The 25,740-nt window shown below is 56.2% G+C and carries 37 protein-coding genes; 33 read left to right on the top strand and 4 right to left on the bottom strand.

The window, feature by feature from the left end; genetic code table 11:
• Positions 1-8 precede the first annotated feature (8 nt).
• The 33 genes from rpsG to rplQ all read left to right on the top strand — a co-directional run bounded on the left by rpsG (position 9) and on the right by rplQ (position 18,959).
• The gene (rpsG, locus tag H7688_RS21170) at positions 9-479 is read left to right on the top strand and encodes a 30S ribosomal protein S7 (protein WP_183356839.1); all 471 of its coding nucleotides are present in this window, start codon (positions 9-11) and stop codon (positions 477-479) included.
• 40 nt (positions 480-519) lie between these two features.
• Positions 520-2,598 carry an elongation factor G gene (gene fusA / locus H7688_RS21165; protein ID WP_183363250.1) on the top strand — a complete coding sequence of 693 codons (2,079 nt, stop codon included), beginning with the start codon at positions 520-522 and terminating at the stop codon, positions 2,596-2,598.
• A 51-nt stretch (positions 2,599-2,649) separates the two neighbouring features.
• Complete coding sequence (tuf, locus tag H7688_RS21160) at positions 2,650-3,840, top strand: elongation factor Tu (protein ID WP_183363249.1); 1,191 nt, start codon at positions 2,650-2,652, stop codon at positions 3,838-3,840.
• Between the two features lie 114 nt (positions 3,841-3,954).
• A complete protein-coding gene (rpsJ, locus tag H7688_RS21155; RefSeq protein ID WP_012529365.1) occupies positions 3,955-4,263 on the top strand; it encodes a 30S ribosomal protein S10 in 309 nt (102 codons plus the stop codon).
• 21 nt (positions 4,264-4,284) lie between these two features.
• Positions 4,285-4,920: a 50S ribosomal protein L3 gene (gene rplC, locus H7688_RS21150; protein ID WP_183363248.1), complete on the top strand. Its 636-nt coding sequence runs from the start codon at positions 4,285-4,287 to the stop codon at positions 4,918-4,920.
• 18 nt (positions 4,921-4,938) lie between these two features.
• Positions 4,939-5,562 carry a 50S ribosomal protein L4 gene (rplD, locus tag H7688_RS21145; RefSeq protein WP_183363247.1) on the top strand — a complete coding sequence of 208 codons (624 nt, stop codon included), beginning with the start codon at positions 4,939-4,941 and terminating at the stop codon, positions 5,560-5,562.
• The gene (locus tag H7688_RS21140) at positions 5,559-5,843 is read left to right on the top strand and encodes a 50S ribosomal protein L23 (protein ID WP_183356758.1); all 285 of its coding nucleotides are present in this window, start codon (positions 5,559-5,561) and stop codon (positions 5,841-5,843) included. The genes rplD and H7688_RS21140 overlap by 4 nt, the downstream gene beginning before the upstream one ends.
• Positions 5,844-5,865: 22 nt before the next feature.
• Positions 5,866-6,690, top strand: coding sequence for a 50S ribosomal protein L2 (rplB, locus tag H7688_RS21135; protein WP_183363246.1), 825 nt, complete (start codon positions 5,866-5,868; stop codon positions 6,688-6,690).
• A gap of 26 nt (positions 6,691-6,716) precedes the next feature.
• Positions 6,717-6,998, top strand: coding sequence for a 30S ribosomal protein S19 (gene rpsS / locus H7688_RS21130; RefSeq protein ID WP_183356760.1), 282 nt, complete (start codon positions 6,717-6,719; stop codon positions 6,996-6,998).
• A 20-nt stretch (positions 6,999-7,018) separates the two neighbouring features.
• Positions 7,019-7,354, top strand: a complete 336-nt coding sequence (gene rplV / locus H7688_RS21125; RefSeq protein WP_183363245.1) for a 50S ribosomal protein L22 — start codon at positions 7,019-7,021, stop codon at positions 7,352-7,354.
• A gap of 23 nt (positions 7,355-7,377) precedes the next feature.
• Complete coding sequence (rpsC, locus tag H7688_RS21120) at positions 7,378-8,016, top strand: 30S ribosomal protein S3 (protein ID WP_183356762.1); 639 nt, start codon at positions 7,378-7,380, stop codon at positions 8,014-8,016.
• A gap of 18 nt (positions 8,017-8,034) precedes the next feature.
• Positions 8,035-8,457, top strand: a complete 423-nt coding sequence (gene rplP / locus H7688_RS21115) for a 50S ribosomal protein L16 (RefSeq protein WP_183356763.1) — start codon at positions 8,035-8,037, stop codon at positions 8,455-8,457.
• Entirely contained in the window at positions 8,447-8,635 is a 189-nt protein-coding gene (gene rpmC / locus H7688_RS21110; protein WP_183363244.1) for a 50S ribosomal protein L29, read from the top strand. The genes rplP and rpmC overlap by 11 nt, the downstream gene beginning before the upstream one ends.
• A gap of 9 nt (positions 8,636-8,644) precedes the next feature.
• The gene (rpsQ, locus tag H7688_RS21105) at positions 8,645-8,902 is read left to right on the top strand and encodes a 30S ribosomal protein S17 (protein ID WP_183356765.1); all 258 of its coding nucleotides are present in this window, start codon (positions 8,645-8,647) and stop codon (positions 8,900-8,902) included.
• Between the two features lie 29 nt (positions 8,903-8,931).
• The gene (gene rplN / locus H7688_RS21100) at positions 8,932-9,300 is read left to right on the top strand and encodes a 50S ribosomal protein L14 (protein ID WP_183356766.1); all 369 of its coding nucleotides are present in this window, start codon (positions 8,932-8,934) and stop codon (positions 9,298-9,300) included.
• Between the two features lie 22 nt (positions 9,301-9,322).
• Positions 9,323-9,649 carry a 50S ribosomal protein L24 gene (rplX, locus tag H7688_RS21095; RefSeq protein WP_183363243.1) on the top strand — a complete coding sequence of 109 codons (327 nt, stop codon included), beginning with the start codon at positions 9,323-9,325 and terminating at the stop codon, positions 9,647-9,649.
• Positions 9,650-9,662: 13 nt separating this feature from the next.
• Entirely contained in the window at positions 9,663-10,202 is a 540-nt protein-coding gene (gene rplE / locus H7688_RS21090; protein ID WP_183363241.1) for a 50S ribosomal protein L5, read from the top strand.
• 20 nt (positions 10,203-10,222) lie between these two features.
• Complete coding sequence (locus tag H7688_RS21085) at positions 10,223-10,408, top strand: type Z 30S ribosomal protein S14 (protein WP_183356769.1); 186 nt, start codon at positions 10,223-10,225, stop codon at positions 10,406-10,408.
• A 32-nt stretch (positions 10,409-10,440) separates the two neighbouring features.
• Positions 10,441-10,839 (top strand): 30S ribosomal protein S8, encoded by a 399-nt coding sequence (gene rpsH, locus H7688_RS21080; RefSeq protein WP_183363240.1) that lies wholly within the window; start codon positions 10,441-10,443, stop codon positions 10,837-10,839.
• Between the two features lie 24 nt (positions 10,840-10,863).
• Entirely contained in the window at positions 10,864-11,403 is a 540-nt protein-coding gene (gene rplF / locus H7688_RS21075) for a 50S ribosomal protein L6 (RefSeq protein ID WP_183363238.1), read from the top strand.
• A 39-nt stretch (positions 11,404-11,442) separates the two neighbouring features.
• Complete coding sequence (gene rplR, locus H7688_RS21070; protein ID WP_183363236.1) at positions 11,443-11,811, top strand: 50S ribosomal protein L18; 369 nt, start codon at positions 11,443-11,445, stop codon at positions 11,809-11,811.
• Between the two features lie 21 nt (positions 11,812-11,832).
• Positions 11,833-12,324 (top strand): 30S ribosomal protein S5, encoded by a 492-nt coding sequence (gene rpsE / locus H7688_RS21065; RefSeq protein ID WP_183356773.1) that lies wholly within the window; start codon positions 11,833-11,835, stop codon positions 12,322-12,324.
• Between the two features lie 30 nt (positions 12,325-12,354).
• Positions 12,355-12,531 carry a 50S ribosomal protein L30 gene (rpmD, locus tag H7688_RS21060; RefSeq protein ID WP_183363235.1) on the top strand — a complete coding sequence of 59 codons (177 nt, stop codon included), beginning with the start codon at positions 12,355-12,357 and terminating at the stop codon, positions 12,529-12,531.
• 32 nt (positions 12,532-12,563) lie between these two features.
• Entirely contained in the window at positions 12,564-13,004 is a 441-nt protein-coding gene (rplO, locus tag H7688_RS21055; RefSeq protein ID WP_183363234.1) for a 50S ribosomal protein L15, read from the top strand.
• A 3-nt stretch (positions 13,005-13,007) separates the two neighbouring features.
• Positions 13,008-14,315, top strand: a complete 1,308-nt coding sequence (secY, locus tag H7688_RS21050) for a preprotein translocase subunit SecY (RefSeq protein ID WP_183363233.1) — start codon at positions 13,008-13,010, stop codon at positions 14,313-14,315.
• Positions 14,316-14,323: 8 nt separating this feature from the next.
• On the top strand, positions 14,324-14,968 hold the full coding sequence (locus H7688_RS21045; RefSeq protein ID WP_183363232.1) for an adenylate kinase: 645 nt from the start codon (positions 14,324-14,326) through the stop codon (positions 14,966-14,968).
• Between the two features lie 3 nt (positions 14,969-14,971).
• The gene (map, locus tag H7688_RS21040; protein WP_183363231.1) at positions 14,972-15,718 is read left to right on the top strand and encodes a type I methionyl aminopeptidase; all 747 of its coding nucleotides are present in this window, start codon (positions 14,972-14,974) and stop codon (positions 15,716-15,718) included.
• Positions 15,719-15,750: 32 nt separating this feature from the next.
• Complete coding sequence (gene rpmJ / locus H7688_RS21035) at positions 15,751-15,864, top strand: 50S ribosomal protein L36 (RefSeq protein ID WP_183356779.1); 114 nt, start codon at positions 15,751-15,753, stop codon at positions 15,862-15,864.
• Between the two features lie 25 nt (positions 15,865-15,889).
• Positions 15,890-16,258 carry a 30S ribosomal protein S13 gene (gene rpsM, locus H7688_RS21030; RefSeq protein WP_183363230.1) on the top strand — a complete coding sequence of 123 codons (369 nt, stop codon included), beginning with the start codon at positions 15,890-15,892 and terminating at the stop codon, positions 16,256-16,258.
• Positions 16,259-16,270: 12 nt separating this feature from the next.
• A complete protein-coding gene (rpsK, locus tag H7688_RS21025) occupies positions 16,271-16,666 on the top strand; it encodes a 30S ribosomal protein S11 (protein WP_183356781.1) in 396 nt (131 codons plus the stop codon).
• Between the two features lie 61 nt (positions 16,667-16,727).
• A complete protein-coding gene (rpsD, locus tag H7688_RS21020) occupies positions 16,728-17,354 on the top strand; it encodes a 30S ribosomal protein S4 (RefSeq protein ID WP_183363229.1) in 627 nt (208 codons plus the stop codon).
• 33 nt (positions 17,355-17,387) lie between these two features.
• Entirely contained in the window at positions 17,388-18,407 is a 1,020-nt protein-coding gene (locus tag H7688_RS21015; protein ID WP_183363228.1) for a DNA-directed RNA polymerase subunit alpha, read from the top strand.
• A gap of 42 nt (positions 18,408-18,449) precedes the next feature.
• Positions 18,450-18,959: a 50S ribosomal protein L17 gene (gene rplQ / locus H7688_RS21010; RefSeq protein WP_183363227.1), complete on the top strand. Its 510-nt coding sequence runs from the start codon at positions 18,450-18,452 to the stop codon at positions 18,957-18,959.
• 705 nt (positions 18,960-19,664) lie between these two features.
• Here the strand turns inward: rplQ and H7688_RS21005 are convergent.
• From H7688_RS21005 to H7688_RS20990, 4 genes are all read right to left on the bottom strand, one after another.
• A complete protein-coding gene (locus tag H7688_RS21005; RefSeq protein WP_183356785.1) occupies positions 19,665-19,841 on the bottom strand; it encodes a helix-turn-helix transcriptional regulator in 177 nt (58 codons plus the stop codon).
• A gap of 402 nt (positions 19,842-20,243) precedes the next feature.
• Positions 20,244-21,407, bottom strand: a complete 1,164-nt coding sequence (locus H7688_RS21000; protein ID WP_183356786.1) for an SDH family Clp fold serine proteinase — start codon at positions 21,405-21,407, stop codon at positions 20,244-20,246.
• 182 nt (positions 21,408-21,589) lie between these two features.
• Complete coding sequence (locus tag H7688_RS20995; protein WP_183363226.1) at positions 21,590-22,486, bottom strand: hypothetical protein; 897 nt, start codon at positions 22,484-22,486, stop codon at positions 21,590-21,592.
• A gap of 880 nt (positions 22,487-23,366) precedes the next feature.
• Positions 23,367-25,211, bottom strand: coding sequence for a phage/plasmid primase, P4 family (locus H7688_RS20990; RefSeq protein ID WP_183356788.1), 1,845 nt, complete (start codon positions 25,209-25,211; stop codon positions 23,367-23,369).
• Positions 25,212-25,740: the final 529 nt, after the last annotated feature.

The following is a 25,740-nucleotide window of genomic DNA, read 5'->3' as shown; positions in this document are numbered from 1 at the left end:
GGTTTCCGATGCCTAGAAGAAGAGAAGTAGCCAAGAGAGTAATTCTTCCGGACCCGAAGTACGGTGACCGGGTGGTTGCTAAGCTGATCAATATAATCATGCTGGACGGCAAGAAGTCCACCGCCGAGCGCGCCCTGTACGGTGCGCTGGAAATCGCCGCTGCCAAGGCTGGCGACGAGCCGGTGAAGGTGCTCAAGAAGTGCCTGGATAACATCAAGCCGATGCTGGAAGTAAAATCCCGCCGCGTGGGCGGCTCCACCTACCAGGTTCCGGTCGAAGTCCGTCCGGAGCGTCGCGTGTCCCTGGCGATGCGCTGGCTGGTGAAGTACTCCAACGCCCGTTCCGAGAAGACCGTTACCGACAAACTGGCCGGTGAAATCCTGGACGCTTACAACAACCGCGGTTCCGCGGTGAAGAAGCGTGAGGATACCCACAAGATGGCCGAGGCGAACCGCGCGTTTGCCCACTATCGTTGGTAGTTTTCCCTACACAGTTGTAAGTAACTCGGAGGTTTTTTAAGTGGCACGTCAGGTTTCGTTGGAAATGACCCGTAACATCGGGATCATGGCTCACATAGATGCAGGTAAGACCACCACCACGGAGCGTATCCTCTACTACACCGGTGTAACTCACAAGATCGGTGAGGTGCACGAGGGTGCTGCTACCATGGACTGGATGGAGCAGGAGCAGGAGCGTGGCATCACCATTACCTCCGCGGCGACTACTTGCAACTGGAAAGATCACCGCATCAACATCATCGACACCCCGGGTCACGTGGACTTCACCATCGAGGTCGAGCGTTCGCTGCGCGTACTCGACGGTGCGGTTGCCGTGTTCTGCTCGGTAGGCGGCGTTGAGCCCCAGTCCGAGACCGTCTGGCGTCAGGCCGACAAGTACCGCGTTCCGCGCATCGCGTTCGTTAACAAGATGGACCGCATCGGCGCTGACTTCTTCCGCGGCGTCGAGATGATCAAGGATCGCCTCAAGGCGAACCCGATCCCGCTGCAGATCCCGATCGGTTCCGAAGAAAACTTCAAGGGGATCGTGGACCTGGTGGAGATGAAGGGTATCGTCTGGAACGACGAGACCCTGGGTGCCTCCTTCGACGTGATCGATATCCCGGCCGACCTGGTGGACCAGGCCAACGAATATCGTGAACTGCTGGTCGAGGAAGTCTCTTCCGTCGACGACGCCCTGATGGAGAAGTACCTCGGTGGCGAGGAGATCACCAAGGACGAGCTGAAGGCTGCGATCCGCCTGGCGACCCTTGAGATCAAGATCTGCCCGGTCATCTGCGGTTCTTCCTTCAAGAACAAGGGCGTGCAGAATCTGCTCGACGCGGTGCTCGACTACATGCCGGCTCCGACCGACATTCCGCCGATCCAGGGTGTCGACGCACAGACCGAGGCTCCCATCGAGCGTAAGTCTTCCGACAGCGAGCCGTTCTCGGCCTTGGCGTTCAAGATCATGACCGACCCGTTCGTCGGCCAGCTCTGCTTCTTCCGCGTTTACTCCGGCGTCATCACCTCGGGCTCCTACGTCTACAACTCGACCAAGGGCAAGCGCGAGCGTATCGGCCGCATCCTCAAGATGCACGCCAACAAGCGTGAAGAGATCAAAGAAGTCTACGCCGGCGACATCGCCGCCGCCGTAGGTCTTAAATACACCACCACCGGCGACACCCTCTGCGTGGAAGACCACGCGGTCATCCTGGAGTCGATCGAGTTCCCCGAGCCGGTTATCTCCATCGCCATTGAGCCGAAGACCAAGGCCGACCAGGAGAAGCTGGGCCTCTCCCTCTCGAAGCTTGCCTCGGAGGATCCGTCCTTCCGCGTCAAGACCGACGAGGAAACCGGCCAGACCATCATCTCCGGCATGGGCGAGCTGCACCTCGAGATCATCGTGGACCGTCTGTTCCGCGAGTTCAAGGTCGAGGCGAGCGTCGGCAAGCCGCAGGTTGCTTACCGCGAGACCATCACCAAGAAGGTCAAGCAGGAAGGGAAGTTCGTACGCCAGTCCGGTGGTCGCGGTCAGTTCGGTCACGTCTGGCTCGAGATCGAGCCGCAGGAAATGGGCAAGGGTTACGAGTTCGTCGATGCTATCAAGGGCGGCGTCGTTCCCCGCGAGTACATCCCGGCGGTCGACAAAGGGATCAAGGAAGCTCTCGACAACGGTACCCTGGCTGGCTTCCCGGTTGTGGACGTCAAGGTTACCCTGGTCGACGGTTCCTACCACGAAGTTGACTCCTCGGAAATGGCGTTCAAGATCGCCGGTTCCATGGGCTTCAAAGAAGGCTGCCAGAAGGCGGGCGCCATCATCCTCGAGCCGATCATGTCGGTTGAGGTTGTGGTTCCGGAAGAGTACATGGGCGACGTCATCGGCGACCTGAACTCCCGCCGCGGCCGCATCATGGGTATGGAAGGGCGCGCTGGCGCACAGGTGGTTACCTCCATGGTGCCGCTGGCCCAGATGTTCGGTTACTCCACCGACCTGCGTTCTGCGACCCAGGGTCGTGCGACCTACTCCATGACCTTCGACCACTACGAGCCGGTTCCGAAGTCGGTTCAGGAAGAGATCGTCGCCAAAGCCAAGGGCTAACACCTGACGCTTGTACTCAAGATTTAATTTCTATCGAGGAGGATTCCCAAGATGGCAAAAGCTAAATTCGAAAGAACTAAACCCCATGTAAATATCGGCACCATCGGTCACGTCGACCATGGCAAAACCACCCTGACCGCTGCTATCACCAAGGTGCTGGCCGGCAAAGGCCAGGCTGAGTTCAAAGCATTCGACCAGATCGACAACGCTCCGGAAGAGCGCGAGCGTGGTATCACCATCGCTACCGCCCACGTCGAGTACGAGACCGACAAGCGTCACTACGCTCACGTCGACTGCCCGGGCCACGCCGACTACGTTAAAAACATGATCACCGGTGCTGCCCAGATGGACGGCGCTATCCTGGTTGTTTCCGCAGCTGACGGCCCGATGCCGCAGACCCGCGAGCACATCCTCTTGGCCCGCCAGGTAGGCGTCCCCTACATCGTCGTGTTCCTGAACAAGGCCGACATGGTGGACGACGAAGAGCTCCTCGAGCTGGTCGAGCTGGAAGTTCGCGAACTGCTCTCCTCCTACGACTTCCCGGGCGACGACGTACCCATCATCAAGGGTTCCGCTCTGAAAGGGCTGGAAGGCGACAAAGGGCCCCTGGGCGAGGAAGCCATCATCGCTCTCATGGACGCCGTTGACGCGTACATCCCGGAGCCGGTGCGCGCCATCGACAAGCCGTTCCTGATGCCGGTCGAAGACGTGTTCTCCATCTCCGGTCGTGGTACCGTTGCAACCGGTCGTGTTGAGCGCGGCATCGTGAAAGTCGGCGAAGAGATCGAGATCGTCGGCATCAAGAAAACCGCAAAGACCACCGTTACCGGTGTCGAGATGTTCCGCAAGCTCTTGGACGAAGGTCGCGCTGGCGACAACATCGGCGCCCTGCTGCGCGGCGTGAAGCGTGAAGAGATCGAGCGCGGCCAGGTTCTGGCCAAGCCGGGCTCCATCACCCCGCACACCAAGTTCAAAGCCGAAGCCTACATCCTCTCCAAAGAGGAAGGCGGCCGTCACACTCCGTTCTTCAACGGCTACCGTCCGCAGTTCTACTTCAGGACCACCGACGTGACCGGCGTGGTTGACCTCGAGGCAGGCGTCGAGATGGTTATGCCGGGCGACAACGTCTCCGTGACCGTCAACCTGATCACCCCGATCGCCATGGACGAAGGTCTGCGCTTCGCAATCCGCGAAGGCGGCCGTACCGTCGGCGCCGGCGTGGTTGCTTCCATCATCGAGTAAGCAGTAGCAAATACTCACGGTTTTCCCGCGAAAAGGTCCCGGCAGCGCCGTCTCACGGCAGCGCTGCCGAGTCTGCGCCGGTAAACTGCAAAACTGATTCATCACGAGGAAGAGATGCCTAGTCAGAAAATTAGAATCCGTTTGAAAGCATACGACCACAAACTGCTCGACACCTCCGTAGGCGAGATCGTTGACACCGCCAAGAGGACTGGTGCACGCGTTGCCGGGCCGATCCCGCTGCCGACCGTCATCAACAAGTACTGCGTGCTTCGTGGACCCCACGTTGACAAGAAGTCGCGCGAGCAGTTTGAGATCAGGACCCACAAACGCCTGATCGACATCCTCGAGCCGACCCAGCAGACCGTGGACGCGCTGATGAAACTCGACCTCTCCGCCGGTGTGGACGTCGAGATCAAGCTTTAATACTTAAGGATAGGATCAACCATGAATAAGGGACTGATTGGTAAAAAGCTGGGCATGACCCAGATATTCGCCGAGGACGGACGTCGCATCCCCGTCACGGTGGTAGAGGCCGGCCCCTGCGTCGTGCTTCAGAAAAAGACTGTCGCCAAGGACGGCTACTCCGCCATCCAGGTCGGCTTCGGCTCCAAGGACGCTTCCCGCGCCAACCAGGCACAGGTCGGTCACTGCAAGGCGGCCGGCGCAGGCGTGTTCTCCTTCTACCGCGAAATGCGCATGGACAACACCGACGCCTACAACGTGGGCGACGTGATCGAGACCACCGTGTTCGCCGAAGGCGACCTGGTCGACGTGACCGGCACCTCCATTGGTAAGGGCTTCGCTGGCGTCATCAAGCGCTGGGGCTTCAAGGGCGGTCGCGCTTCCCACGGTTCGCGCTTCCACCGTGCTCCGGGTTCCATCGGCTGCTCGGCGACCCCCTCCAGGGTCTTCAAGAACAAGAAGATGCCGGGGCAGCTCGGCAACGAGAAAGTGACCGTGCAGCGCCTCAAAGTGGTGCGCGTGGACGCTTCGGAAAATCTGATTCTGCTCGGTGGAGCGATCCCCGGCTCGGCTAATGGCGTGGTCCTGATCAAGGACAGCGTCAAGGCCAAGAAATAACGGGGGCTGGAGATAGCTATGGCTAAGTTAGATATATTCGACATCAAGAAAGCAAAGGTCGGTGAGATCGAGCTCGACGACGCGGTGTTCAACACCGACGTCCGCGAGTATCTGATCCACGAGGCCGTGAAGATCCAGCTCGCCAACCGTCGTCAGGGAACCGTAGCGGTCAAAAACCGCTCCCTGGTTTCCGGCTCCGGCAAGAAACCCTTCAAGCAGAAGGGTACCGGCCAGGCCCGTCAGGGCTGCAAACGCGCTCCGCAGTACCCGGGCGGCGGCGTCGCCTTCGGCCCGCAGCCGAAGGTGTACAACCTCGCCATGAACAAGAAGGCGAGGAAGGCCGCTCTCAGAAGCGCGCTCTCCATGCTCTACAAGAAGGACGCCATCACGGTTCTCAACTCCTTCGAACTGCCTGCAATAAAAACTAAGTCTTTTGTCGAGGTTCTCAATGCGTTTAATCTTGACAAAACCTTAGTAATCACAGATACTGCGAATCTTACTTTGGAGCTTTCCGCCCGTAACGTAAAAAACGTTAAGGTTCTGGGCCCCGAAGGTCTCAATATTTTCGACATCATGAAGTTTCAGAACGTCGTCTTCACTGAGGCAGCCGTTCGCAGGGTCGAAGGAGTGTTACAGTCATGAATATCTATGACGTCATCAAGAAGCCGCTGATCACCGAGAAGACGACTGTTGAGAAAGACGACAAGAACGTCGTTGCCTTCGTGGTGAACAAAGCAGCCAACAAAATAGAGATCAAGGCCGCCGTCGAGCAGCTCTTCAATGCCAAGGTTGCCGAGGTTAACACGGTCAATGTGGCTGGCAAGACCAAGCGCACCGCACACGGCGTCGGCAAACGCTCCAACTGGAAGAAAGCCTACGTGACCCTCCAGGAGGGTTCCAACGTCGACTTCTTCGAAGCATAAAATTTTCACGGGGATTTAGATAATGGCTATCAAAACGTATAAACCTACCTCTCCGGGGAGAAGGGCTCAGACCTGTTCTGCCTTTGACGAGATCACGGCGTGCAAGCCGGAAAAGTCGCTCCTTGAGAACCTCAAGAAATCGGGCGGCAGGAACGCAAACGGCCGCGTCACTTCCCGTAACGTAGGCGGCGGGCACAAGCAGAAGTACCGGATCATCGACTTCCGTCGCGACAAGATCGACATCCCGGCCAAGGTCGCTACCATCGAGTACGACCCGTGCAGGAGCGCACGCATCGCGCTTTTGAACTACGTGGACGGCGAGAAGCGTTACATCCTGGCTCCGCTGGGCCTCAAGGTGGGTGATACCGTTATCTCCAGTGCGCAGGCTGACATCAAGCCGGGCAACACGCTCCCCATCAAGGCGATCCCGCTGGGTACCATCATCCACAACATCGAGCTGAAGATCGGCAAAGGGGCGCAGCTGGCCCGCTCGGCCGGTACCTTCGCCCAGCTCATGGCCAAGGAAGGCAAGTACGCCCAGGTCAAGCTCCCCTCCTCCGAGGTGCGCATGATCCTCATGGACTGCAAAGCCACCATCGGCCAGGTGGGCAACATCGATCACGAGAACGTTTCCATCGGTAAGGCCGGCCGCTCCCGCTGGCTGGGGATCCGCCCGCACGTCCGCGGCGTCGCCATGAACCCGGTCGACCACCCGCACGGCGGTGGCGAGGGTCGTACCTCCGGTGGTCGTCATCCGGTTACCCCGTGGGGTATTCCGACCAAGGGCTACAAGACCCGCACCAACAAGCGGTCTACGGCCTTCATCGTGAAGAAACGCAGCAAATAAATCATCTGGATAGAGGATTTTAAGAGATGGCAAGATCTATTAAGAAGGGACCCTTTGTCGACGCGCACCTGGAAGCAAAGGCCCAGGCAGAACTGGCCGGCAAGAAAGGTGTGATTAAGACCTGGTCGCGTCGTTCGACCATCATCCCCGACTTCATCGGGCTCACCTTCGCGGTGCACAACGGCAAGAAATTCATTCCGGTGTTCGTCACGGAGAACATGGTCGGCCACAAGATGGGTGAGTTCGCACCCACCAGAACCTTCTACGGTCACGCTGCTGATAAGAAAAGCAAGCTGAAGAAGAAGTAAGGTCTAAAGGAGTTTTTTCAATGGAATCATCAGCTAAATTATCCTCTGTCCGCCTCTCCCCCAGGAAAACTCGCCTGGTTGTGGACATGGTCCGTGGCAAAGGCATACAGACCGCGCTCAACACCCTGCGCTTCTCCCCGCAGCCTTCGGCGAAACTGATCGCCAAGCTGCTCAGCTCGGCCGTTGCCAATGCCGAGCAGAAGGGGGTCTCCGACGTGGACAACCTCTACGTGAAGACCATCTTCGTTGACGGCGGCGCAGTGCTGAAGCGCTTCACCCCCCGCGCCATGGGCCGGGCCAGCAAGATTAGAAAACCGACGAGCCACATCACCGTGGTCCTTGCGGAAAAGAAATAAGCTAACACCTCGGAGGTGATGTTTTGGGTCAGAAAGTTAATCCTATAGGGTTCAGGCTGGGAGTTGTCAAAACCTGGGACTCCAAATGGTACGCGGAAAAAGACTTCTCTAAGCTGCTTCACGAAGACCTGAAGCTGCGCAGCTTCCTCAAGAAGAGGCTGTACAATTCCGGCGTCTCCAAGATCGAGATCGAGCGCGCGGCTGGCAAGGCGAAGATCAACATCTTCACCGCTCGTCCGGGCCTGATCATCGGCAAGAAGGGCTCCGAGGTCGAGACCCTGAAGAAGGAGCTGGCCAAGCTCACCGACAAAGAGGTCTACCTTAACATACAGGAAGTCCGCAAGCCGGAACTGGACGCCCAGCTGGTGGCCGAGAACGTTGCTCTGCAGCTCGAGCGCCGTATCGCCTTCCGCCGCGCCATGAAGAAGAGCGTGACCTCCACCCTCAAGTTCGGCGCCAAGGGGATCAAGATCACCTGCTCCGGCCGTCTGGGTGGTGCGGAGATGTCCCGCACCGAGTGGTACCGCGAAGGGCGGGTGCCCCTGCACACGCTGCGCGCGGACATCGACTACGGCTTCGCCGAGGCGAAGACCACCTACGGTATCATCGGCGTGAAAGTGCTCCTCTTCAAGGGTGAAGTACTTGCCTCCGCTAAAAAATAGAGTTAGGAGTTTTTCGCGATGTTAATGCCCAAGAGAGTTAAGCATAGAAAACAGATGAAAGGGCGCATGACCGGGACCCCGCAGCGCGGCGTGTCGCTTGCCTTCGGCGAGTTCGGTCTGCAGGCAACCGAGTGCGGCTGGCTGGATTCCCGCCAGATCGAGGCGGCCCGTATCGCCATGAACCGCTATATCAAGAGGGGTGGCAAGGTCTGGATCCGTATCTTCCCGGACAAGCCGCTCACCGCAAAACCGGCTGAGACCCGTATGGGTAAGGGAAAAGGTTCGCCGGACTCGTGGGTTTGCGTTATCAAGCCCGGCCGTGTCCTGTACGAGATGGAAGGTGTCACCGAGGAAGTCGCTCGCGAGGCATTCCGTCTGGCGTCGCACAAGCTTCCCGTAGCCACCAAATTCATTACGAGGGCTGAAAACAATGAAGGCTAGTGAACTTAAAAACGCGACGGTTGCCGAACTGGAGACCAAAAGCGCCGAACTCACCAAGGAACTTTTCAACGTGAGGTTTCAGCTGCACACCGGGCGCCTGGAGAACACCTCCAAAATGTCCACCATCAAGAAGGACATCGCCAGGGTGCAGACCGTACTCCGTGAGAAGAGAGGGTAAGTGATAGATATGAGCGAAAGAGGCAATCGTAAAACCCAGATCGGCATCGTGGTGAGCGACAAGATGGAAAAGACCGCCGTAGTAAAGGTCGACCGTCTCGTGAAGCACCCCGTCTACAATAAGTACATCAAGCGCTCGGCCAAGTACAAGGCCCACGACGAAGAGAATGTAGCCAAGATCGGCGACCGCGTGCTCATAGTCGAGACCCGTCCGCTCTCCAAGGACAAGCGCTGGAAGATCAGACAAATTATCGAGTCCAGGGCCTAGTAAGGGTCTCGGGGGCTGGGAGTTAAACAATGATTCAGATGCAGACACTATTGGACGTGGCGGACAACTCCGGCGCGAAGAAACTCTTTTGCATTAAGGTGCTCGGCGGCTCCAAGCGCCGCTACGCAGGGATCGGCGACATCATCGTCGCCTCGGTGAAGGAAGCCATCCCGAACTCCAAGGTGAAAAAGGGTGACGTGGTGAAGGCAGTCGTGGTGCGTACCGCCAAAGCGGTAGGTCGCCCGGACGGTTCCTACATCCGCTTCGACACCAACTCGGGTGTGGTCATCAACGCCGCCCAGGAGCCGGTCGGTACCCGTATCTTCGGACCGGTCGCCAGGGAACTTCGCGCGAAGAAGTTCATGAAAATCATATCCCTCGCTCCTGAGGTACTTTAATCATTTTTCGTGGAGAAAAACCATGCTGGGCAAAAAGTTACACGTAAAAAAGAATGACACCGTTATGGTCATCACGGGCAAGGACAAGGCGAAGACCGGCAAGGTCCTGTCGCTGGTCCCGAAGAAAGATGGCGTGCTCATCGAAGGCATCAACATCGTGAAGCGCCACACCAAGGCCCGCGGGTCCGAGCAGGGTGGCATCCTGGAGAAAGAGGCCCCGGTGCACATCTCGAACGTCGCGCTGTTCTGCGCGAAGTGCAACAAGCCGGTCAGGACCAGGATCACTGTCCTGGAAGACGGTAAGAAGGCGCGCTGCTGTGTCAAATGCGGCGAGTCCTTTGATAAATAGATTGGAGGATTGAATGGCACGGCTAGCTGAGCTTTACAATAAAGAGATGGTTGCGCAGTTGATGAAGGACCATAACTACAATAACGTTATGGAAGTTCCCAAGATCACCAAGGTGGTCCTGAACATGGGCCTCGGCGAGGCGATCCAGAACGTGAAGATCCTCGACTCCGCAGTGGAGGAGATGGCCGCCATCGCCGGTCAGAAACCGGTGATCACCAAGGCCAAGAAGTCCATCGCGAGCTTCAAGCTGCGTCAGGGGATGCCGATCGGCGTGTCCGTCACGCTGCGCCGCGAGAAGATGTACGAATTCCTCGACCGCCTGGTGGCGGTGGCCCTGCCGCGCGTGCGCGACTTCAAAGGGATCTCCGGCAAAGGGTTCGATGGCAAGGGCAACTACTCCATGGGCATCAAGGAGCAGATGATCTTCCCGGAGATCGAGTACGACAAGGTCGACAAGATCAAGGGGATGAACATCACCATCGTGACGACTGCAAAGACCGACGCAGAAGGTAAGGCACTCTTGAAGCTCATGGGCCTGCCGTTCAGGAACTAATCAAGTTTTGGAGGAATCCCGTGGCTAAGACATCGATGATCATAAAGGCTCAGAGAGGCAACAAGTTCAAGGTACGCGAGCGCAATCGCTGCCCCCTGTGCGGTCGCCCCAGAGCTTACTACCGGAAATTTGACATGTGCAGGATCTGCCTGAGGAAGCTCGCTAACTCCGGCCAGATTCCGGGCGTGATAAAATCCAGCTGGTAATATACCGATTCAGGTAATAAGGAGTAGTTTGTATGTGCATGACAGATCCAATCGCCGACATGCTGACCCGTATCAGGAATGCCGGTATGGCAAAACATCAGAAAGTAGACATCCCGTCGTCGAACCTGAAAGTGAGCCTCGCTACCGTTCTGCGTAACGAGGGGTTCATCAAGAACTTCAAGGTGATCGCTGACAACAAACAGGGGATTCTGCGCGTCTACCTCAAGTTCATCGATGAGAAGGATCCGGTCATCAATGAGATCAAGAGGGTAAGCAAGCCGGGCGGCCGGGTCTACGTCAACTCCGACAAGATCAAGCAGGTGAAAAACGGACTGGGTGTCGCGATTCTGTCGACCTCCAAGGGCCTGGTAACCGACAAGACCGCTCGCGAGCTCAACATCGGCGGCGAGGTCCTCTGCACGGTCTGGTAGTCATTTCGCTTTAAGGAGCTTTGCATGTCTAGAATAGGAAAACTTCCCATCGCGATCCCTGCGGGGGTGAAAGTCATATACAACGCCCCGGAGATCACGGTGCAGGGCCCGAAAGGGTCCCTTACCCGCTCCATGATGGGCGGTGTCGCGATCTCGGTCGACGACAAGGCGGTAACGGTGACTCGCAACGACGATTCCACCAAGTGCCGCTCCGCACACGGGATTTCCCGCACCTTGATCAACAACATGGTGATCGGCGTTTCCAAAGGCTTTGAGACTGCCCTCGAGATCAACGGCGTCGGTTACCGCGCCGAGGTGAAAGGCAACGTCCTGAACCTCTCCCTGGGCTTCTCCCACCCGGTCAACTTCGAGCTGCCGGCAGGGATCACCGTCGAGGTCGAGAAGATGACCAAGATGAAGGTCATGGGTATCGACAAGGAAGTGGTCGGCCAGACCGCAGCCAAGATCCGCGCCTTCCGTCCGCCCGAGCCGTACAAAGGAAAAGGCGTCAAGTACGCCGACGAGACCATCCTGAGGAAAGCCGGCAAGACTGGTAAGAAATAAACCGTAAACCATTAAGCAATACGACTAAGGAGAAGTGCCTTGAGTTCTTTAGCCCAAAAACAGGTGGCTCGTCTTAAAAGACAGACCAGGGTCAGGAAGAAAATCACCGGATCGACCGCTCGCCCGAGACTGAACGTCTTCAAGAGCGCGCGCCACATATACGCCCAGCTGATCGATGACACCACTGGTGCCACGCTCGTCGCCGCCTCCACCGTCGAGGCCGCCGTCGCCGAGGGGCTGTCCTACACGGGGAACATCGAGGCTGCTACCAAGGTCGGCGCCGCGATCGCCAAGAAGGCCCTTGAGAAGGATATCACTGCGGTCGTTTTCGATCGTAACGGATTCCTCTATCACGGAAGAATCAAAGCCCTGGCTGAAGCCGCACGTGAAAACGGTCTGTCCTTCTAGGGCAGGTAAGGAGGAATAGGTTTGCTTAAGATCAACGCCAGTGAAATGAATCTTACTGATAGGGTCGTCCATATCAGCCGCGTTGCAAAGGTCGTCAAGGGTGGCCGCCGCTTCAGCTTCTCCGCCCTGGTGGTGGTAGGCGACGGTAACGGTGTCGTGGGCTACGGCCTCGGCAAGGCCAACGAGGTTCCCGAAGCGATTCGCAAAGGGGTCGAACAGGCCAAGAAGAACCTGATCAAGGTTCCCATCGTTGCCGGCCAGACCATCCCGTTCGAGATCCTGGGCCAGTTCGGCGCAGGCAAGGTCCTGATGATGCCGGCCAGCGCCGGTACCGGCGTGATCGCCGGTGGCGCCGCCCGCGCGGTCTTCGAGTCCGCCGGGGTGCACAACATCCTCGCCAAGTGCCTGGGTTCCAACAACCCGCACAACGTGGTGAAGGCTGCTTTTGCCGGCTTGGCCAAGCTGAAGACCGCAGAGGAGCTCATGGCTCGCCGCGGCCTGGCTGCCGAGTAGCCCCACGTACCATTTTAAGGAGCTGAAAAAATGTCAGAGTTGAAGGTTACCCTCATCAAGAGTCACATCGGGAACTCGGAAAAAGTGAGGGGGTGCCTGTTGGGCATGGGCCTCACCAAGCGTGAGAAGACCGTGGTCCTTAAGGACACCCCGGAAATCCGCGGGATGATCGCAAAAGTTTCCCATATGGTACGCGTGGAAGAGTAATTCCCGGGTAATTTCCCTAAAGGTGATAAACAATGGAATTGAATACTATCAAGCCCGCCATCGGGGCTAACAAGAATAGAAAGCGTATCGGCAGGGGCACCGGCTCCGGTCACGGCAAGACCGCAACCAAGGGTCACAAGGGCCAGAAGGCGCGCTCCGGCGGGTCGATCAAGCCCGGCTTCGAGGGCGGCCAGATGCCGATGCACAGGCGTCTCCCCAAGCGCGGTTTCACCCCGCTTGCCAAGAAGGAATACGCCCTGGTCAACCTCTGCCAGCTCGAGATCTTCGAGGCCGGCAGCGTAGTCGACGCAGAGGCGCTGCTGAAGAGCGGCCTGATCTCGGCTGTGTGCGACGGCATCAAGGTGCTGGGCACCGGCGATCTGACCCGCGCCCTGACCATCAAGGCTCACAAATTCAGCGCATCCGCCCGCGAAAAAATTACTGCAGCAGGTGGTTCGATCGAGGAGATCTAGGCTGTGATAGAAGCCTTCCAGAACATTTTCAAGATCCCGGAACTCAAAAAGAAAGTCTTGTTCTCCCTGGCCATGCTGGCCGTCTACCGTGTTGGTTGTCACATTCCGACCCCGGGTATCGACGCACAGGCCTTGTCGCACTTCTTCAAGGCTGCCCAGGGTACCCTGCTCGGGATGTTCGACATGTTTTCTGGCGGGGCACTCGAGAAGTTGACGGTCTTCGCCCTCGGCATCATGCCGTACATCTCCTCCTCGATCATCTTCCAGCTCTTGACCGTGGTACTTCCGGCCGTCGAGAAGCTTTCCAAGGAAGGTGACGCCGGCCGCAAGAAGATCATCCAGTACACCCGCTACGGCACCATCGTGCTGTCGGTGGTGCAGGGCTTCGGTATCTCCATCGGCCTCGAGGCGATGCGCGGTCCCGCCGGCGAGATGGTTGTGCCGAGTCCGGGGTGGGGCTTCCGCCTCATGACCGTGCTCACGCTGACCGCCGGCACCGCGTTCATCATGTGGCTGGGCGAGCAGATGTCCGAGAAGGGGATCGGCAACGGCATCTCGCTGATCATCTTTGCCGGCATCGTGGCGCGCATCCCGACCGCGATCGGCAACAGCTTCCGGCTCATCAAGACCGGTGAGATGAACCTCCTGGCCCTGGTGTTCGTGGCTGCGGTGATGTTCCTGGTGATCGCTGCGGTGGTATTCATCGAGCGCGGCCAGCGGCGCATCCCGATTCACTACGCCAAACGGGTGGTCGGCCTGAAGACCATGGGGGCGCAGAGCTCGCACCTGCCGCTCAAGGTGAACATGGCAGGCGTTATCCCGCCGATCTTCGCCTCCTCCATCATCATGTTCCCTGCGACGGTTGGCAACTTCATCAACGTCCCCTGGGTGCAGCAGGCCTCCAAGAAGTTGACGCCGGGCAACTGGCTCTATGAGATATTTTTTGTTGCCTTCATCGTATTTTTCTGCTATTTCTACACGGCTGTGACTTTCAACCCGGTTGACGTCGCAGACAACGTGAAGAAGCAGGGTGGCTACGTGCCGGGGATCCGGCCGGGCAAAGAGACCTCAGACTTCCTTGACTCGGTGCTGACCAAGCTGACCTTCGCTGGTGCCATCTATATCTCGGTTATCTGTGTACTCCCCTCGATCCTGATCGGAAAGTTTAACCTTCCCTTCTACTTCGGCGGCACTTCCCTGCTGATCGCCGTGGGCGTCGGCATGGATACCCTGTCGCAGATCGAGGCGCACCTGATCACCCGCAGCTACGAAGGTTTCATGAAGGGCGTCCGGATTCAAGGGCGCAAATAGGACTCGCCATGAATCTGATCCTTCTTGGGCCCCCGGGCGTCGGCAAGGGAACCCAAGCAAAACTGTTAATAGACAGGTTCGGCATCCCGCAGATATCCACTGGCGATATTCTGCGGGCTGCCGTTAAAGACCTCACCCCGATGGGGGTCAAGGCCAAGGGGTTCATGGACGCCGGTGCCCTGGTCCCTGACGAGGTGGTGATCGGCATCGTCGAGGAGCGTTTGGCTCAGTCGGACTGCGCTCCGGGCTTCATCCTGGATGGCTTTCCGCGTACCGTCGGTCAGGCAGACGCTCTCAAGGGTGTGCTGTCGCGGCAGGGGCGGGCCATCGACCACGTGGTCTCGCTCTCGGTTGATCAGCAGGAGCTCCTGAAGCGCCTCACCGGTCGCCGTGCCTGCGCAAAGTGCGGCGCAGTGTACCACGTTGAGTTTGCACCTCCCAAGGTGGTCGGCGTGTGCGACGCATGCGCGGGTGAGCTGTACCAGCGTGAGGACGACAAGGAAGCCACCATCCTGAACCGCCTCAAGGTGTACGACGAGCAGACTGCACCGCTCATCGCCTACTACCAGGGCTTCGGACTGCTGCGCTCGGTTGACGGCCTCGGCACGGTAGACGGGGTTCAGGGCGCGATCCTCACCCAGATTCAGGCCTAAGTCGTGATCGTACTCAAATCGCCTGCCGAGATCCAGAAGATGGCGGTGGCCAGCAGGATGGTCGCCGAGATCCTGGCCGGCCTCAAAGAAATAGTTGCACCGGGTGTCACGCTCCTCGAGCTCGATACCTTCGCCGAGAAGGAAACGCTGAAACGGAAGGCGAAGCCGGCCTTCAAGGGTTACAGCGGCTTTCCCTATTCGCTTTGCTGCTCGGTGAACGAGCAGGTGGTTCACGGAATGCCTTCCGGTCGGGTACTGAACGCCGGCGACATCGTGAGCCTCGACTTCGGTGTGATCTACGGCGGCTTCTACGGAGACGCGGCGATCACCGTCCCGGTTGGCGAGATCTCGCCCCAGGCGGCCAAGCTGATCCGGGTCACTGAGGAGTCGCTCTACAAGGCAATCGAGATGGCCGACACCGAACACCGGCTTTCGGACGTCTCCCACGCGGTCCAGGCACACGTCGAGAAGCACGGCTTCTCCGTGGTGCGCGACTTCGTAGGACATGGTATCGGGAAAGAGCTGCACGAGGGGCCGCAGATCCCCAACTTCGGCGCTCCCGGCAAAGGTCCCAAGCTCAAGGCCGGCATGGTGCTCGCCATCGAGCCGATGATCAACGAGAAGGGTTTCGATGTAAAGGTTTTGCAGGACGGTTGGACGGCAGTCACCTGCGACGGCGGGCTCTCGGCCCACTTCGAGCACACGGTGGCGGTAACTGACAACGGCCCGCTGATACTTTCACGATTATAAGAACGGCACTACGTTTTGAGAGGAAGTGAACTATGAAGGTTCGTGCATCGGTAAAGAAGATCTGTGTAAAGTGCAAAATTGTTAAGCGTAAAGGGATCGTGCGTGTTATCTGCGACATTCCCAAGCATTCCCAGAGACAGGGTTAAGAGCAACTATTAGGAGGAGCGGGCATTGGCACGTATCGCAGGGGTAGACCTACCCAAAAATAAAAGAATCGAGATCGCCCTTACCTACATTTACGGTATCGGAAGGTCTCTTTCCCAGGAAATCCTGAAAGCAACCGGTGTGGACTTCAACACCCGTTGTGACAACCTGACCGAGGCGGAAGTCTCCAAGATCAGGGATTACATCGACAAGAGTGTCAAGGTTGAGGGCGACCTGCGCCGTGACATCTCTATGAGCATCAAGCGTCTGATGGATCTCGGCTGCTACCGCGGTCTCCGTCACAGGAAAGGTCTGCCCTGCCGCGGTCAGCGCACCAAGACCAACGCACGCACCAGGAAAGGGCCGGCTCGTACGGTCGCTGGCAAGAAGAAATAATCTGGAGGGATAATGGCGAGCCCGGCTAAGAAGGTCGTAAAGAAGAAAAAAGAGAAAAAGAATATCCCCACTGGGGTGGCCCACATTCAGGCTACCTTCAACAATACCATGATCACCATCACCGACCCGGTCGGTAACGTGGTCGCCTGGTGCACCTCTGGTGCCAAGGGCTTCAAGGGTTCCCGCAAGAGCACCCCGTTTGCAGCGCAGATGGCTGCAGAGGATGCCGCGAAGAAGGCCCAGGAGCATGGCATGCGCACCATCGAGGTCTACGTGAAGGGCCCCGGCTCCGGCCGCGAGTCCGCACTGCGCGCCCTGCAGGCTGCCGGCTTTGCCGTCAGCTTCATCCGCGACGTCACGCCGATTCCGCACAACGGCTGCCGTCCCCCGAAGAGAAGAAGAGTCTAGTCCGGACACGCGTCGGTACTAGAGTTACGGAACTATCAGTTAGGATTCAAGGAGGTCTTCATTGGCTAGGTATACAGGACCCTCATGCAGGCTGTGCAGGCGGGAAGGCACGGAACTTTTTCTTAAAGGCGAGCGTTGCTACACTGACAAGTGTGCCATTAAGAGAAGGAGCTATCCGCCGGGCCAGCATGGTCAGGGTCGCGTAAAAGTTTCTGATTACGGCGTTCAGTTGCGTGAAAAACAGAAGGTGCGTCGCATCTACGGCATCCTGGAGAACCAGTTCCGCGGTTACTTCGAGTCCGCAGACCGGATGAAGGGTGTCACCGGCGAAAACCTGTTGTTCCTGCTCGAGCGCAGGCTCGACAACGTCATCTACCGTCTCGGCTTCGCCGCTTCCCGTACGGAAGCACGTCAGCTGGTGCGCCACAGCCACTTCACCCTGAACGGCCGGAAGGCAAACATCCCGTCCATCCAGGTTAAAGCTGGCGATGTGCTGCAGCTGCGCGAGAAGAGCCGCAAGGTCGCAAGCATCACCGAATCTCTCGAGGCAGTAGTTCGCAGGGGTATTCCGCAGTGGCTGGAGCTGGACAAGGACGCCTTCAAAGGCACCGTGAAGCTGCTGCCGGTACGCGAAGACATCACCATGCCGATTCAGGAGCAGTTGATCGTCGAGCTCTACTCCAAGTAAAGGCTGAACTACAACCTATACAGGGGGATCTAAATGTATAAAAATTGGCGCGATCTGATCAGGCCGAAGAAACTTCAGGTTGAGACAGAATCGCTCACTAATACATACGGTAAGTTCTACGCCGAGCCCTTTGAAAGGGGGTTCGGCACCACCCTCGGCACCGGACTGCGCCGGGTTCTCCTCTCCAGCCTCCAGGGTGCCGCCATCGTCTCGGTGAAGGCCAAAGGGGTGCTGCACGAGTTCTCCGCGGTTCCCGGCGTCACCGAGGACATGACCGACATCATCCTGAACCTGAAGGGTGTACGTCTCAAGGTCCACGGCAACGAGCCCCGGATGATCCGCATCGTCCAGAAGGGCGAAGGGGTGGTGAAGGCGAAGGACATCCTCACCGACAACAACGTTGAGATCCTGAACCCCGAACACCACATCGCGACCTGCTCCAAGGACGCGAACCTGGAGATGGACCTGGTGGTCAAGGTTGGCAAGGGCTACGTCCCGGCAGACCGTAACCGCGACGAGAAGGCACCGGTGGGAACCATTCCCATCGACGCAATTTTCTCCCCGGTCTACAAGGTCAACTTTACCGTCACCAACGCTCGCGTAGGCCAGATCACCGACTACGACAAGCTGACCATCGAAGTCTGGACCGACGGTTCGGTGAAGCCGCAGGACGCGGTGGCTTTTGCCTCCAAGATCCTGAAGGACCAGCTCTCCATCTTCATCAACTTCGATGAGGATGTGGAACCGCAGGAAGAGGCGGAGCCGGAAGAGGAGCGCGAGCGCTTCAACGAGAACCTCTATCGCTCGGTAGACGAACTCGAGCTCTCGGTCCGTTCGGCCAACTGCCTGAAGAATGCCGGAATCAAGCTGATCGGCGAACTGGTTTCCAGAAGCGAAGCCGAAATGCTGAAAACCCAGAACTTAGGCCGCAAGTCGCTCAACGAGATCAAGGACATCCTGGTCGATATGGGACTCACCCTGGGAATGAAGCTGGAAAACTTCCCCGACCCGGAGATCATGAGGCGCCTGAGAGGCGAGCAGAAAGAAGAATAGTCTTGTAAGACTTTACTTTTAGATAAAAGGAAGTGAATTGATATGCGTCACAACAGCGCGGGTAGAAGATTAGGCAGGACCACAAGCCACAGGATCGCCATGTTCAGGAACATGGTGACGTCCTTTCTCGAGCACGGAAAGATCACCACGACCGACGCTAAGGCGAAAGAGCTCCGTTCCATCGCCGAGCGTATGATCACCCTCGGTAAGAAGGGTGACCTTCACGCGACCAGGCTTGCAGCTGCCTACATCCGCGACAAGAAGGTCGTGACCAAGCTCTTCACCGAAATCGCACCGATGTACGCCGAGCGTCAGGGTGGTTACACCCGGATCATCAAGCTGGGCATCCGTCCGGGCGACAACGCACCGGTCTCCATCATTGAACTGGTGGAAGCAGAGATGAAGCCGAAGAAAGCTGCTAAGCCGGCTGCTCCGAAGGCTGCCAAGGTCGAGAAGGCAGCTCCGGTCGCCGCGGTTGCTCCGGCAGTCGAAGAAGCTCCGGCCGCTGCGGAAGCGGTTGAAGCTCCGGCCGAAGAGAAGACTGAAGAGTAATCTTCGTAAAAATTACAGCAGTAGCCAAAGAGGCACGGGAAACCGTGCCTCTTTGCGTATCTACTCGAGAAAAGGCGCTTCGGGTGAGCCATCTTGGTCCCGGTCTCCCGGGGGGAGTGCAGGCGGGGATGCGGCAGCTTCCGGAACCAGTTTTCTGAGCTGAACTTTGAATTAAAAGCCCGGATGGGAAGCTCGAACTGCAGCGCGGACCTGATCCACGAACCGGCTGTCAGCCCTTGTCATCTTTGCCTTTGCAGTAAAACCCGCTCTCTGCTACTATGCCCACCCGATGAGAATTAAACGCCTCGATATTGGGTTTCAAGTCCAAAGCTCATAACTCTAGGCAATTATACGCTAAAAAATAGGTAAGCTCTTTGTAGTGGCTCTATAGTGTCACCCTAGTGAGGCTAAATATGCAACTTGATCACGAAGACCATGTGGCTATTGCTAAAGAAGTCGTCACACTGCTGGCCCCCCTCCTTCTATCACATTCACCTTTCCTTCAAGGTGAGCCCCCTGTTGCCCCAGAATCATTTGCGGCGCGTCGGCAGGCCTTCCTTGAAGCGGCCGCAAAAAAAGGAATCTATCCGAGAAAGCCTCGATAATGACCTGCCAAGGGAAAGAGACTTGGAAGTTCTTCTCCAGAAGAGGGAGGCGGCCTGCTACCGTGGCCAAACTGGGATGCCAACGCTTTGTGCTCGTGTTTTATGTCGTCTCTAAAGACTTGATGAACGCGGCAATGTCGCTTTCCCTGTAACGGACAGCCCGACCCAGTTTTACAAACTTTGGTCCTTTGCCCTGAACACGCCAGATCCGAAGAGTCTGTTCAGCAGTGGCAAGAAGTTTTGCCGCCTCAAGGGTGTCGAGCAATCGATCCACCATACTGCCCCCTCCCATTACTATACACTTGGTTTATTGTGCATGGTAATCAGTCAGGCTGCTAAGAACCTGGGCCGCCGCCCCCTAAAATAAAAAACGCCCCTCGGGACCGATGGGGCGTTTTTAAAACAGGTTGGAGCAGGCCTGCCTGCCAGCAGCAGAGGCTAAGCTTACGTTGAATAGGTAGTAGTGGAGGTGGGCGCCATGACCCCTTCAACAATCGCGCGAAGTCTGCTGATCGCCTCGCACTCCTGATATACCGTAGTAGTTGTAACCTCAATGGGGGGCAACGCCTCAAACAGAATCTTAAATCTTTCCGATGTCTCCATTTTCTCCTCCAGGTGGGGCAATGATAACATAATCCTTATCGTCAGTCAGGATAAAAAAGTTAAGGTAGCGCGTAATTTATACACCAAGGCCCATCGTTTTCAATTGGGCTCTAACTTGTGCTAAGTCATGCATAAAACCACATTTCGGGCATGGGAACGCGTTCTCTACGGGGAAATTTAGATTGCCTGGTTTTAGAGGGGTACCAGGTTGGCTAGCTTGTAATTTGGCTTGGGTCCCACACGCGGGGCAAAGCACTTCTATTTCGGCCATCGAACCTTGACCACCAGGGGGAGCTAACGCCGGAAATACCGGGGCGTTTTTCTGCACAGACCTGACGATTTGACTGGAGGTGGTTTCGAAGATTTTAAAGTGACCCAGTTGGAAAGTCATTTGGAGGAGCACATGATATCTCCGGATCGCCTCTGCCAGGGCAGTATTCACGGAGTAATCTGCAATTTCGAGCTTCATTTTCCGTAGGTCTTCTATCTTCAAAGATCTGCCATGTGTCAGCCACTTGGCATGGTCGCACAGAAGGGCGGCAATGTCCTCAGCTCTTTGTTTCTTATCTTCTTCAGTTACAGGAGCACCTGTGCTCGAATGGGTGTGCCAGTTTTTGAACTTAAACTTCACGAGCCAGTCTTTTACCAGTGTTTGCGAGAATTGCTGCGCATTTTCGGCACGCTGTAGTTCTCCTGGTGAGATGCCCTGTAAAAGGGGAATGTAGGCTTGGCTTAAAAAGCCTTTCGCGAGGACCTCATCTTTAATTTTTGTCATCCCATCTAACAACTCGCCCGCAGAAAACCTTTTCCCCTGCCATTGCATCTGCGCATCAATCGGCCCAAGTGCCGACATTGGCCCCATCAAAATTTCGTCGGCAGCCATTGCTAAGATTGTCCCTGCGCTCTTAGCCCACCCTGGAACGATTATTGCGAAATCTGAGTACTTGTTTCGGACGATTCTCACTATATCTTCAACTACTTCAGCGTATCCACCAGGCGTCTCAACGATAATGTCTATTGCTTTGCCGTTAAGATTCGCCAGTTGGTCCCCAAAAGGCAATAAATCTTCGTACCCGATTTGAGTTGGTTGGTCAGAGGCATTAATGTCTCCAGCGTAAACCAGAATATCCCTTCCTCCCCGAAGGGCGGAGATCCGTGACAGTTGGAGTTTACGTTCAGCAAGCAACCGTATTGGGTCCTGATGTAACTGTGAAGCGAGATACTCTGAAAAAAAGCCCATCGGGTGGTCTCCTTTGGCTTCGACTGGTAACGGCTATCTTTCGCCGCAACAATTTACACGCATTAGAGACACAATGCATCAAATTTAATGTAATTAATGTTCATGTAGACCTTCCCGTGCGATAGGCCCCAAGAGATCCTGTCTCACTTTTGTCCCACCCCCCCTATTACTAATGACAGAAATTAATGCGGTGTTCGTTCCGCACCCGGAACTAGCTGCCAAGCAGCGAGGTGAACCATCTCCCAAGTCCGTAAAGCCTCCCGGAATCGGACGGCATCCGCTGCCGCAAACGCCTCTTCTACCTCCTGGCACAAAGCCTTTATGCGTCGAATTTCGACAGGACGATGAACCCCAAGCCAATCAAACGCTCCGGCAGGGCAGGCTGAGCTTATTCTGCGGGTGGCCGCCCGTATCTCACCATGAGCAATGTCGGAGTCGAAAACTAGCGCCGAATGTTTTTCACAAACTCGCTGCGCTGGATGTAGAGAGATCGGGAGAGCGTCAAGCACCCAAGCACGAATATCAATACCCGCCTTGAATGCTTCCCCGGGGTCTTTTCCCATCGGCACCGGCCAGCGCAGAGAGTTCTGGAAGTGCTGTTTCCACCACAGCGAATGAATCGGCCCACCGCCTTTTACTCTTTGGCTCGTGAGATCAGTAGATATCGGGTCGGAATCCAGAGAGACCAATATCAAAGCTGCTTGAGACAGCACTGGAAAAATCACTGTATCCGGTCTCACACCGCAGGTCGTCAATGGGATTGCTCCCACAACATCACCCGCTAGGTGGTCAACCAGCAGAGCATCAAGGTCACTTTCAAGCACCATCTGAGCTCGCGCGCGATCGTTCAAGCTACGGAGGGAGTTTCCGCCGCCTTCTATTGCGATGTACTTCGGATCGTTTTTATCACGGAGGTCTTCTGGGGGGCGACGAATCCTTATCCTGTTGATAGAGCCGTCGGGCATGATTGATGGAATAACATAGCCGCGAGGAATCCACAGCTTTGTAGGCTTGCCAGTTTTTCCGTCAAGCCTCTCCTCGAGCCCCCAACTTGACCGAGGGCGGAAAATGCAGGACATGCCGCGCTCTCCATCTAACCAACCAAGTCTATACTTGTGCACTGCCTCCTGGTCAAGCCCTCGCTCTGCCAGGGATGCAAGTGCTTCCTGGTTTTCAACTAAACGGCTATGAGCAGATACTACCAGGTCGAGAGCTGAGCGCTGCCAGCGCTCTTCGGGCGTGCGGGGATCTGCAGGAGCAAATCTATCACGTTCAGAATGGATGGCCGAAACAGATGAACTATGAGTCCTGCGTATGCCATCCTGCTTCCGACATTTTTCATAGCAAGGGCAGGAGGCGTTTTCACATTTCAGGTCCAAGCGTTTGTGGGCTTCCTTACACCCAATTCCTTCAAGGTGCCGGAGGAGTCGGACGGTATTGCCTCCCCATCCACAGGAAAAGCATTTCCCGGTATCGCTGCCTAGCTTGGTAACGAATCTATTGGTGTCGCTAGAGCCTCCACAGATAGGGCAGGGACCAACATATCGTGAACCTACTTTCCGATAAGGCCCAATGTTCTTTTCTCGCAGGAGATCAAAAAGGGTCACAGCAGCCTCAATAAATACTATCGTTCCATCGTTCCGTACCGTTCCATAATCGTTCCATTACCTAAAGTGCTAATTTTATAGATTGAAAATCTTTTTATGGAATGATGGAACGATTATCTAATGATATTATGGATAAAGAGTAGAGTTGTTAATTTAAGCTTTGTTTGTTTTTTTGCGTGAACATTTCCGCACGTGCGTGCGTACAAAATAATCGTTCCATCGTTCCGTAAACTGAATTTAGGCCGTCACTCCAGCTGTTTGCACGCGGAACGATGTAAAAAATATCGTTCCGTAATCGTTCCATCGTTCCGCCCGCCCCCTCCCCGATAGGCCATCAGACACAAATGCGAGATCATTCCGAGAAGGCATACTCATCTTTGATTCTGAGCCCAAAATAGCGGCGACCGTTGCTACTGTCGCAGGAAAGACAAAGCACCTCCTTCAGATAGTGGCCAAAAGCCTTCTTGCTATGGGGTTTGGCTCTTCCGCCTCCGTTATACTCCTCCCACCATTTAAGGAAATGACCGTAAAGCTGTTTGAAGGTCACCCAGTGGTCATTGTCGTCAGTCCGATTTATGCACTCATCGAAGAACTGCCCTAGTGTGTCCTCCTCGCGGACCCGCTCATGCAGAGTGTCGCGCAGCTTGTCCGGCAGTTGGAGACCATCCCTTTGCCACAATAGACACCAACGGACGAGCGCCTGGAGAATCCCAGGGTACTCTTTACGAAGTTTCTCCATGAGCCCCTTGTCCTTCAATCGGTACAGGTTTGCACGCGCGGGGTCGTCTTTCCGCTCCTGATCTGGGGCGTCCACGTAACGAAGCGGATATTCAATCATGGCTAGCCGCTGGCGCATGGCGAAATCCTTGGTGAGCCCCCAAGGTGGATCGTTGGTGTACAGATAAATGCTGTGAGTTGGGGTGTAGCCCCACTCATACTTGTCAAAGGGTGCCCGGACAGTAAGGGAGTCGCCTCCGGTCAAGCGTTTCACCATCGCGGTAGAAATTTTGCGCCCCTCGTCGGTCTCAGAGGCAATCACAAAACGTCGACCATACAACGAAACAAGGTCAGCGGAAGGCCCTACCGAGCTTCTAGAGTTCTTTTGTTCCAGGAGCATCTCCGGCTGGATCGCCCAGGCCAGTTCCCCCAGTATCTGCTTGATAACCTCGAACATAGTACCTTTACCGTTACGACCAGCCCCGATGAATACGGGGAACCAATGTTCTGTGGTAAGGCCTGTAATCCCATAGCCGAGGATCCGCTGAACAAATGAGATGACCTCAGGATCTTCTTGGTGGATCTCTCCGAAGAAGTGGTCCCAGGTCGGACAAGGGGACTTATTACCGTTCTTGAGGAAATCAGGAGCGTAGTTGTATTCAAACGGAACTGCCCGTAAGAGGTAGTCCTGCGGTTTGCCCTTGTAGAGCATCCCCGTCTGGAGATCGATCACCCCATTGAGGCAAGGCAAGAGCCAAGGTTTCTGATCAAATTCGTGCCCGATCACGGCCAGCGAATCTCTAGGACCAATCCTATGCGCGTGCGTAAGGGTCCTCTCAATACCACTAGCAGAACGGAGCCTGTCAACCCTTGACTCGAGCTCCTTTTTCTCCGCCTTCAACTTGGCGTATGCACCCTTCAGACTCAGCACTTCTGCTTCTGCGGCTAAACCTTCTGCATCGGCTTCCGCCTTAAGGATCTCGGAGGATAGTTCCAATTCCTTGTTTTCAGACTTAAGAGCAGCTATCTTGTTGCGCTCAGCCACTTTTGCCTTTTTGTTGGCTTGCGAGACTCGGAGGTTAGCCTCCGTGAGGTTGTTGTATGCCTCCTCGAGTGCCGGCACCAGTTTCTGTGCCTCCTGGTCATAAAGCACTGCGACCTCTTCTACGGCATTGTGCGCCAGGTAGCGCTTATCCAGCTCCCAATGCACACCATTGAAGACGTACCACACGCCACGATCTTTGGTGGCATCGCGCTCTTTGAGGTTACATACGTACTTCCCTCGATGGAGCGTAGCGTACAGCACACCGTCCCCCCGCTCGTTGTTACCCAGGCAGTCCCTGATAAACTGGGGGGTGATTAGAGGTGCAGGAACATCCTCAGACTTATCCAGGTCAGCAAGGGAATCGTTCTCAAGGCGGATCCGGTCCTCTACAAGAGACCGGTCATAGAAAGGGTCCTGCCCAATGGAACCGCTCATAGGGGAAGGTCCCCCCCGTTACAACTCAAGTGTTTTGCCTTCTGCGCCCACAGATAAGCGGCAGCAGTAGAAATCCCAAGTTGTCGAGCTACTTTCCGAGGTGATACTTCACAGCCAACCATAAATAGAAGAAGGTAGAGGGCCCGGAACTCTATTCCTAGCCCATTCAGGACAGTGCCCGTGACTGCTGAAAATGACCGGGTGCAGTTACAACATTGAACGCGTCCCATAGCCCAGAATGTCTCAAGCCTCTTGGTGCTTACAACAGGCTGACCACATTGGGGACAGATTGCACCATCTGGGTGAAGTTTGCGAAGGAACCAGGCGCGACAGGCACCTTCATTGAGGTGGTCGACGGTAAATTCGTCGAGCAATTCCAAAACTAAGCTTCGAACTGTTACCATGTAAAATAACCTCAGGATCTAAGTAGGTAATTCCAGTACCGAAAACTCCATTATTCCAGCACATTCACAAATTTTATGCGGACACAAACACCGGGGGTACAATTACCCGCAAGGCTCAAGGTCGC

Origin of the sequence: Geomonas limicola (assembly GCF_014193675.1) — a bacterium.
Lineage (GTDB): Bacteria > Desulfobacterota > Desulfuromonadia > Geobacterales > Geobacteraceae > Geomonas > Geomonas limicola.
This window is presented reverse-complemented; position numbering and strand designations above follow the sequence as displayed.

What these genes read in the sequence shown, in the direction of transcription:
- rplF (WP_183363238.1), top strand. Translation starts at nt 10,864, where the DNA reads ATGTCTAGAATAGGAAAACTTCCCATCGCGATCCCTGCGGGGGTGAAA.
- H7688_RS21015 (WP_183363228.1), top strand. Translation starts at nt 17,388, where the DNA reads ATGTATAAAAATTGGCGCGATCTGATCAGGCCGAAGAAACTTCAGGTT.
- H7688_RS20990 (WP_183356788.1), bottom strand. Translation starts at nt 25,211, where the DNA reads ATGAGCGGTTCCATTGGGCAGGACCCTTTCTATGACCGGTCTCTTGTA.
- rplO (WP_183363234.1), top strand. Translation starts at nt 12,564, where the DNA reads ATGGAATTGAATACTATCAAGCCCGCCATCGGGGCTAACAAGAATAGA.
- rplX (WP_183363243.1), top strand. Translation starts at nt 9,323, where the DNA reads ATGCTGGGCAAAAAGTTACACGTAAAAAAGAATGACACCGTTATGGTC.
- rpsG (WP_183356839.1), top strand. Translation starts at nt 9, where the DNA reads ATGCCTAGAAGAAGAGAAGTAGCCAAGAGAGTAATTCTTCCGGACCCG.
- rpmJ (WP_183356779.1), top strand. Translation starts at nt 15,751, where the DNA reads ATGAAGGTTCGTGCATCGGTAAAGAAGATCTGTGTAAAGTGCAAAATT.
- rplV (WP_183363245.1), top strand. Translation starts at nt 7,019, where the DNA reads ATGGAATCATCAGCTAAATTATCCTCTGTCCGCCTCTCCCCCAGGAAA.
- H7688_RS21005 (WP_183356785.1), bottom strand. Translation starts at nt 19,841, where the DNA reads ATGGTGGATCGATTGCTCGACACCCTTGAGGCGGCAAAACTTCTTGCC.
- rpmC (WP_183363244.1), top strand. Translation starts at nt 8,447, where the DNA reads ATGAAGGCTAGTGAACTTAAAAACGCGACGGTTGCCGAACTGGAGACC.
- H7688_RS21000 (WP_183356786.1), bottom strand. Translation starts at nt 21,407, where the DNA reads ATGGGCTTTTTTTCAGAGTATCTCGCTTCACAGTTACATCAGGACCCA.
- rpsH (WP_183363240.1), top strand. Translation starts at nt 10,441, where the DNA reads ATGTGCATGACAGATCCAATCGCCGACATGCTGACCCGTATCAGGAAT.
- rpsJ (WP_012529365.1), top strand. Translation starts at nt 3,955, where the DNA reads ATGCCTAGTCAGAAAATTAGAATCCGTTTGAAAGCATACGACCACAAA.
- H7688_RS21140 (WP_183356758.1), top strand. Translation starts at nt 5,559, where the DNA reads ATGAATATCTATGACGTCATCAAGAAGCCGCTGATCACCGAGAAGACG.
- H7688_RS20995 (WP_183363226.1), bottom strand. Translation starts at nt 22,486, where the DNA reads ATGTCCTGCATTTTCCGCCCTCGGTCAAGTTGGGGGCTCGAGGAGAGG.
- rplC (WP_183363248.1), top strand. Translation starts at nt 4,285, where the DNA reads ATGAATAAGGGACTGATTGGTAAAAAGCTGGGCATGACCCAGATATTC.
- H7688_RS21045 (WP_183363232.1), top strand. Translation starts at nt 14,324, where the DNA reads ATGAATCTGATCCTTCTTGGGCCCCCGGGCGTCGGCAAGGGAACCCAA.
- rplP (WP_183356763.1), top strand. Translation starts at nt 8,035, where the DNA reads ATGTTAATGCCCAAGAGAGTTAAGCATAGAAAACAGATGAAAGGGCGC.
- rplD (WP_183363247.1), top strand. Translation starts at nt 4,939, where the DNA reads ATGGCTAAGTTAGATATATTCGACATCAAGAAAGCAAAGGTCGGTGAG.
- rplB (WP_183363246.1), top strand. Translation starts at nt 5,866, where the DNA reads ATGGCTATCAAAACGTATAAACCTACCTCTCCGGGGAGAAGGGCTCAG.
- rpsS (WP_183356760.1), top strand. Translation starts at nt 6,717, where the DNA reads ATGGCAAGATCTATTAAGAAGGGACCCTTTGTCGACGCGCACCTGGAA.
- rplQ (WP_183363227.1), top strand. Translation starts at nt 18,450, where the DNA reads ATGCGTCACAACAGCGCGGGTAGAAGATTAGGCAGGACCACAAGCCAC.
- rplN (WP_183356766.1), top strand. Translation starts at nt 8,932, where the DNA reads ATGATTCAGATGCAGACACTATTGGACGTGGCGGACAACTCCGGCGCG.
- rpsK (WP_183356781.1), top strand. Translation starts at nt 16,271, where the DNA reads ATGGCGAGCCCGGCTAAGAAGGTCGTAAAGAAGAAAAAAGAGAAAAAG.
- rpsQ (WP_183356765.1), top strand. Translation starts at nt 8,645, where the DNA reads ATGAGCGAAAGAGGCAATCGTAAAACCCAGATCGGCATCGTGGTGAGC.
- tuf (WP_183363249.1), top strand. Translation starts at nt 2,650, where the DNA reads ATGGCAAAAGCTAAATTCGAAAGAACTAAACCCCATGTAAATATCGGC.
- rpmD (WP_183363235.1), top strand. Translation starts at nt 12,355, where the DNA reads ATGTCAGAGTTGAAGGTTACCCTCATCAAGAGTCACATCGGGAACTCG.
- rplE (WP_183363241.1), top strand. Translation starts at nt 9,663, where the DNA reads ATGGCACGGCTAGCTGAGCTTTACAATAAAGAGATGGTTGCGCAGTTG.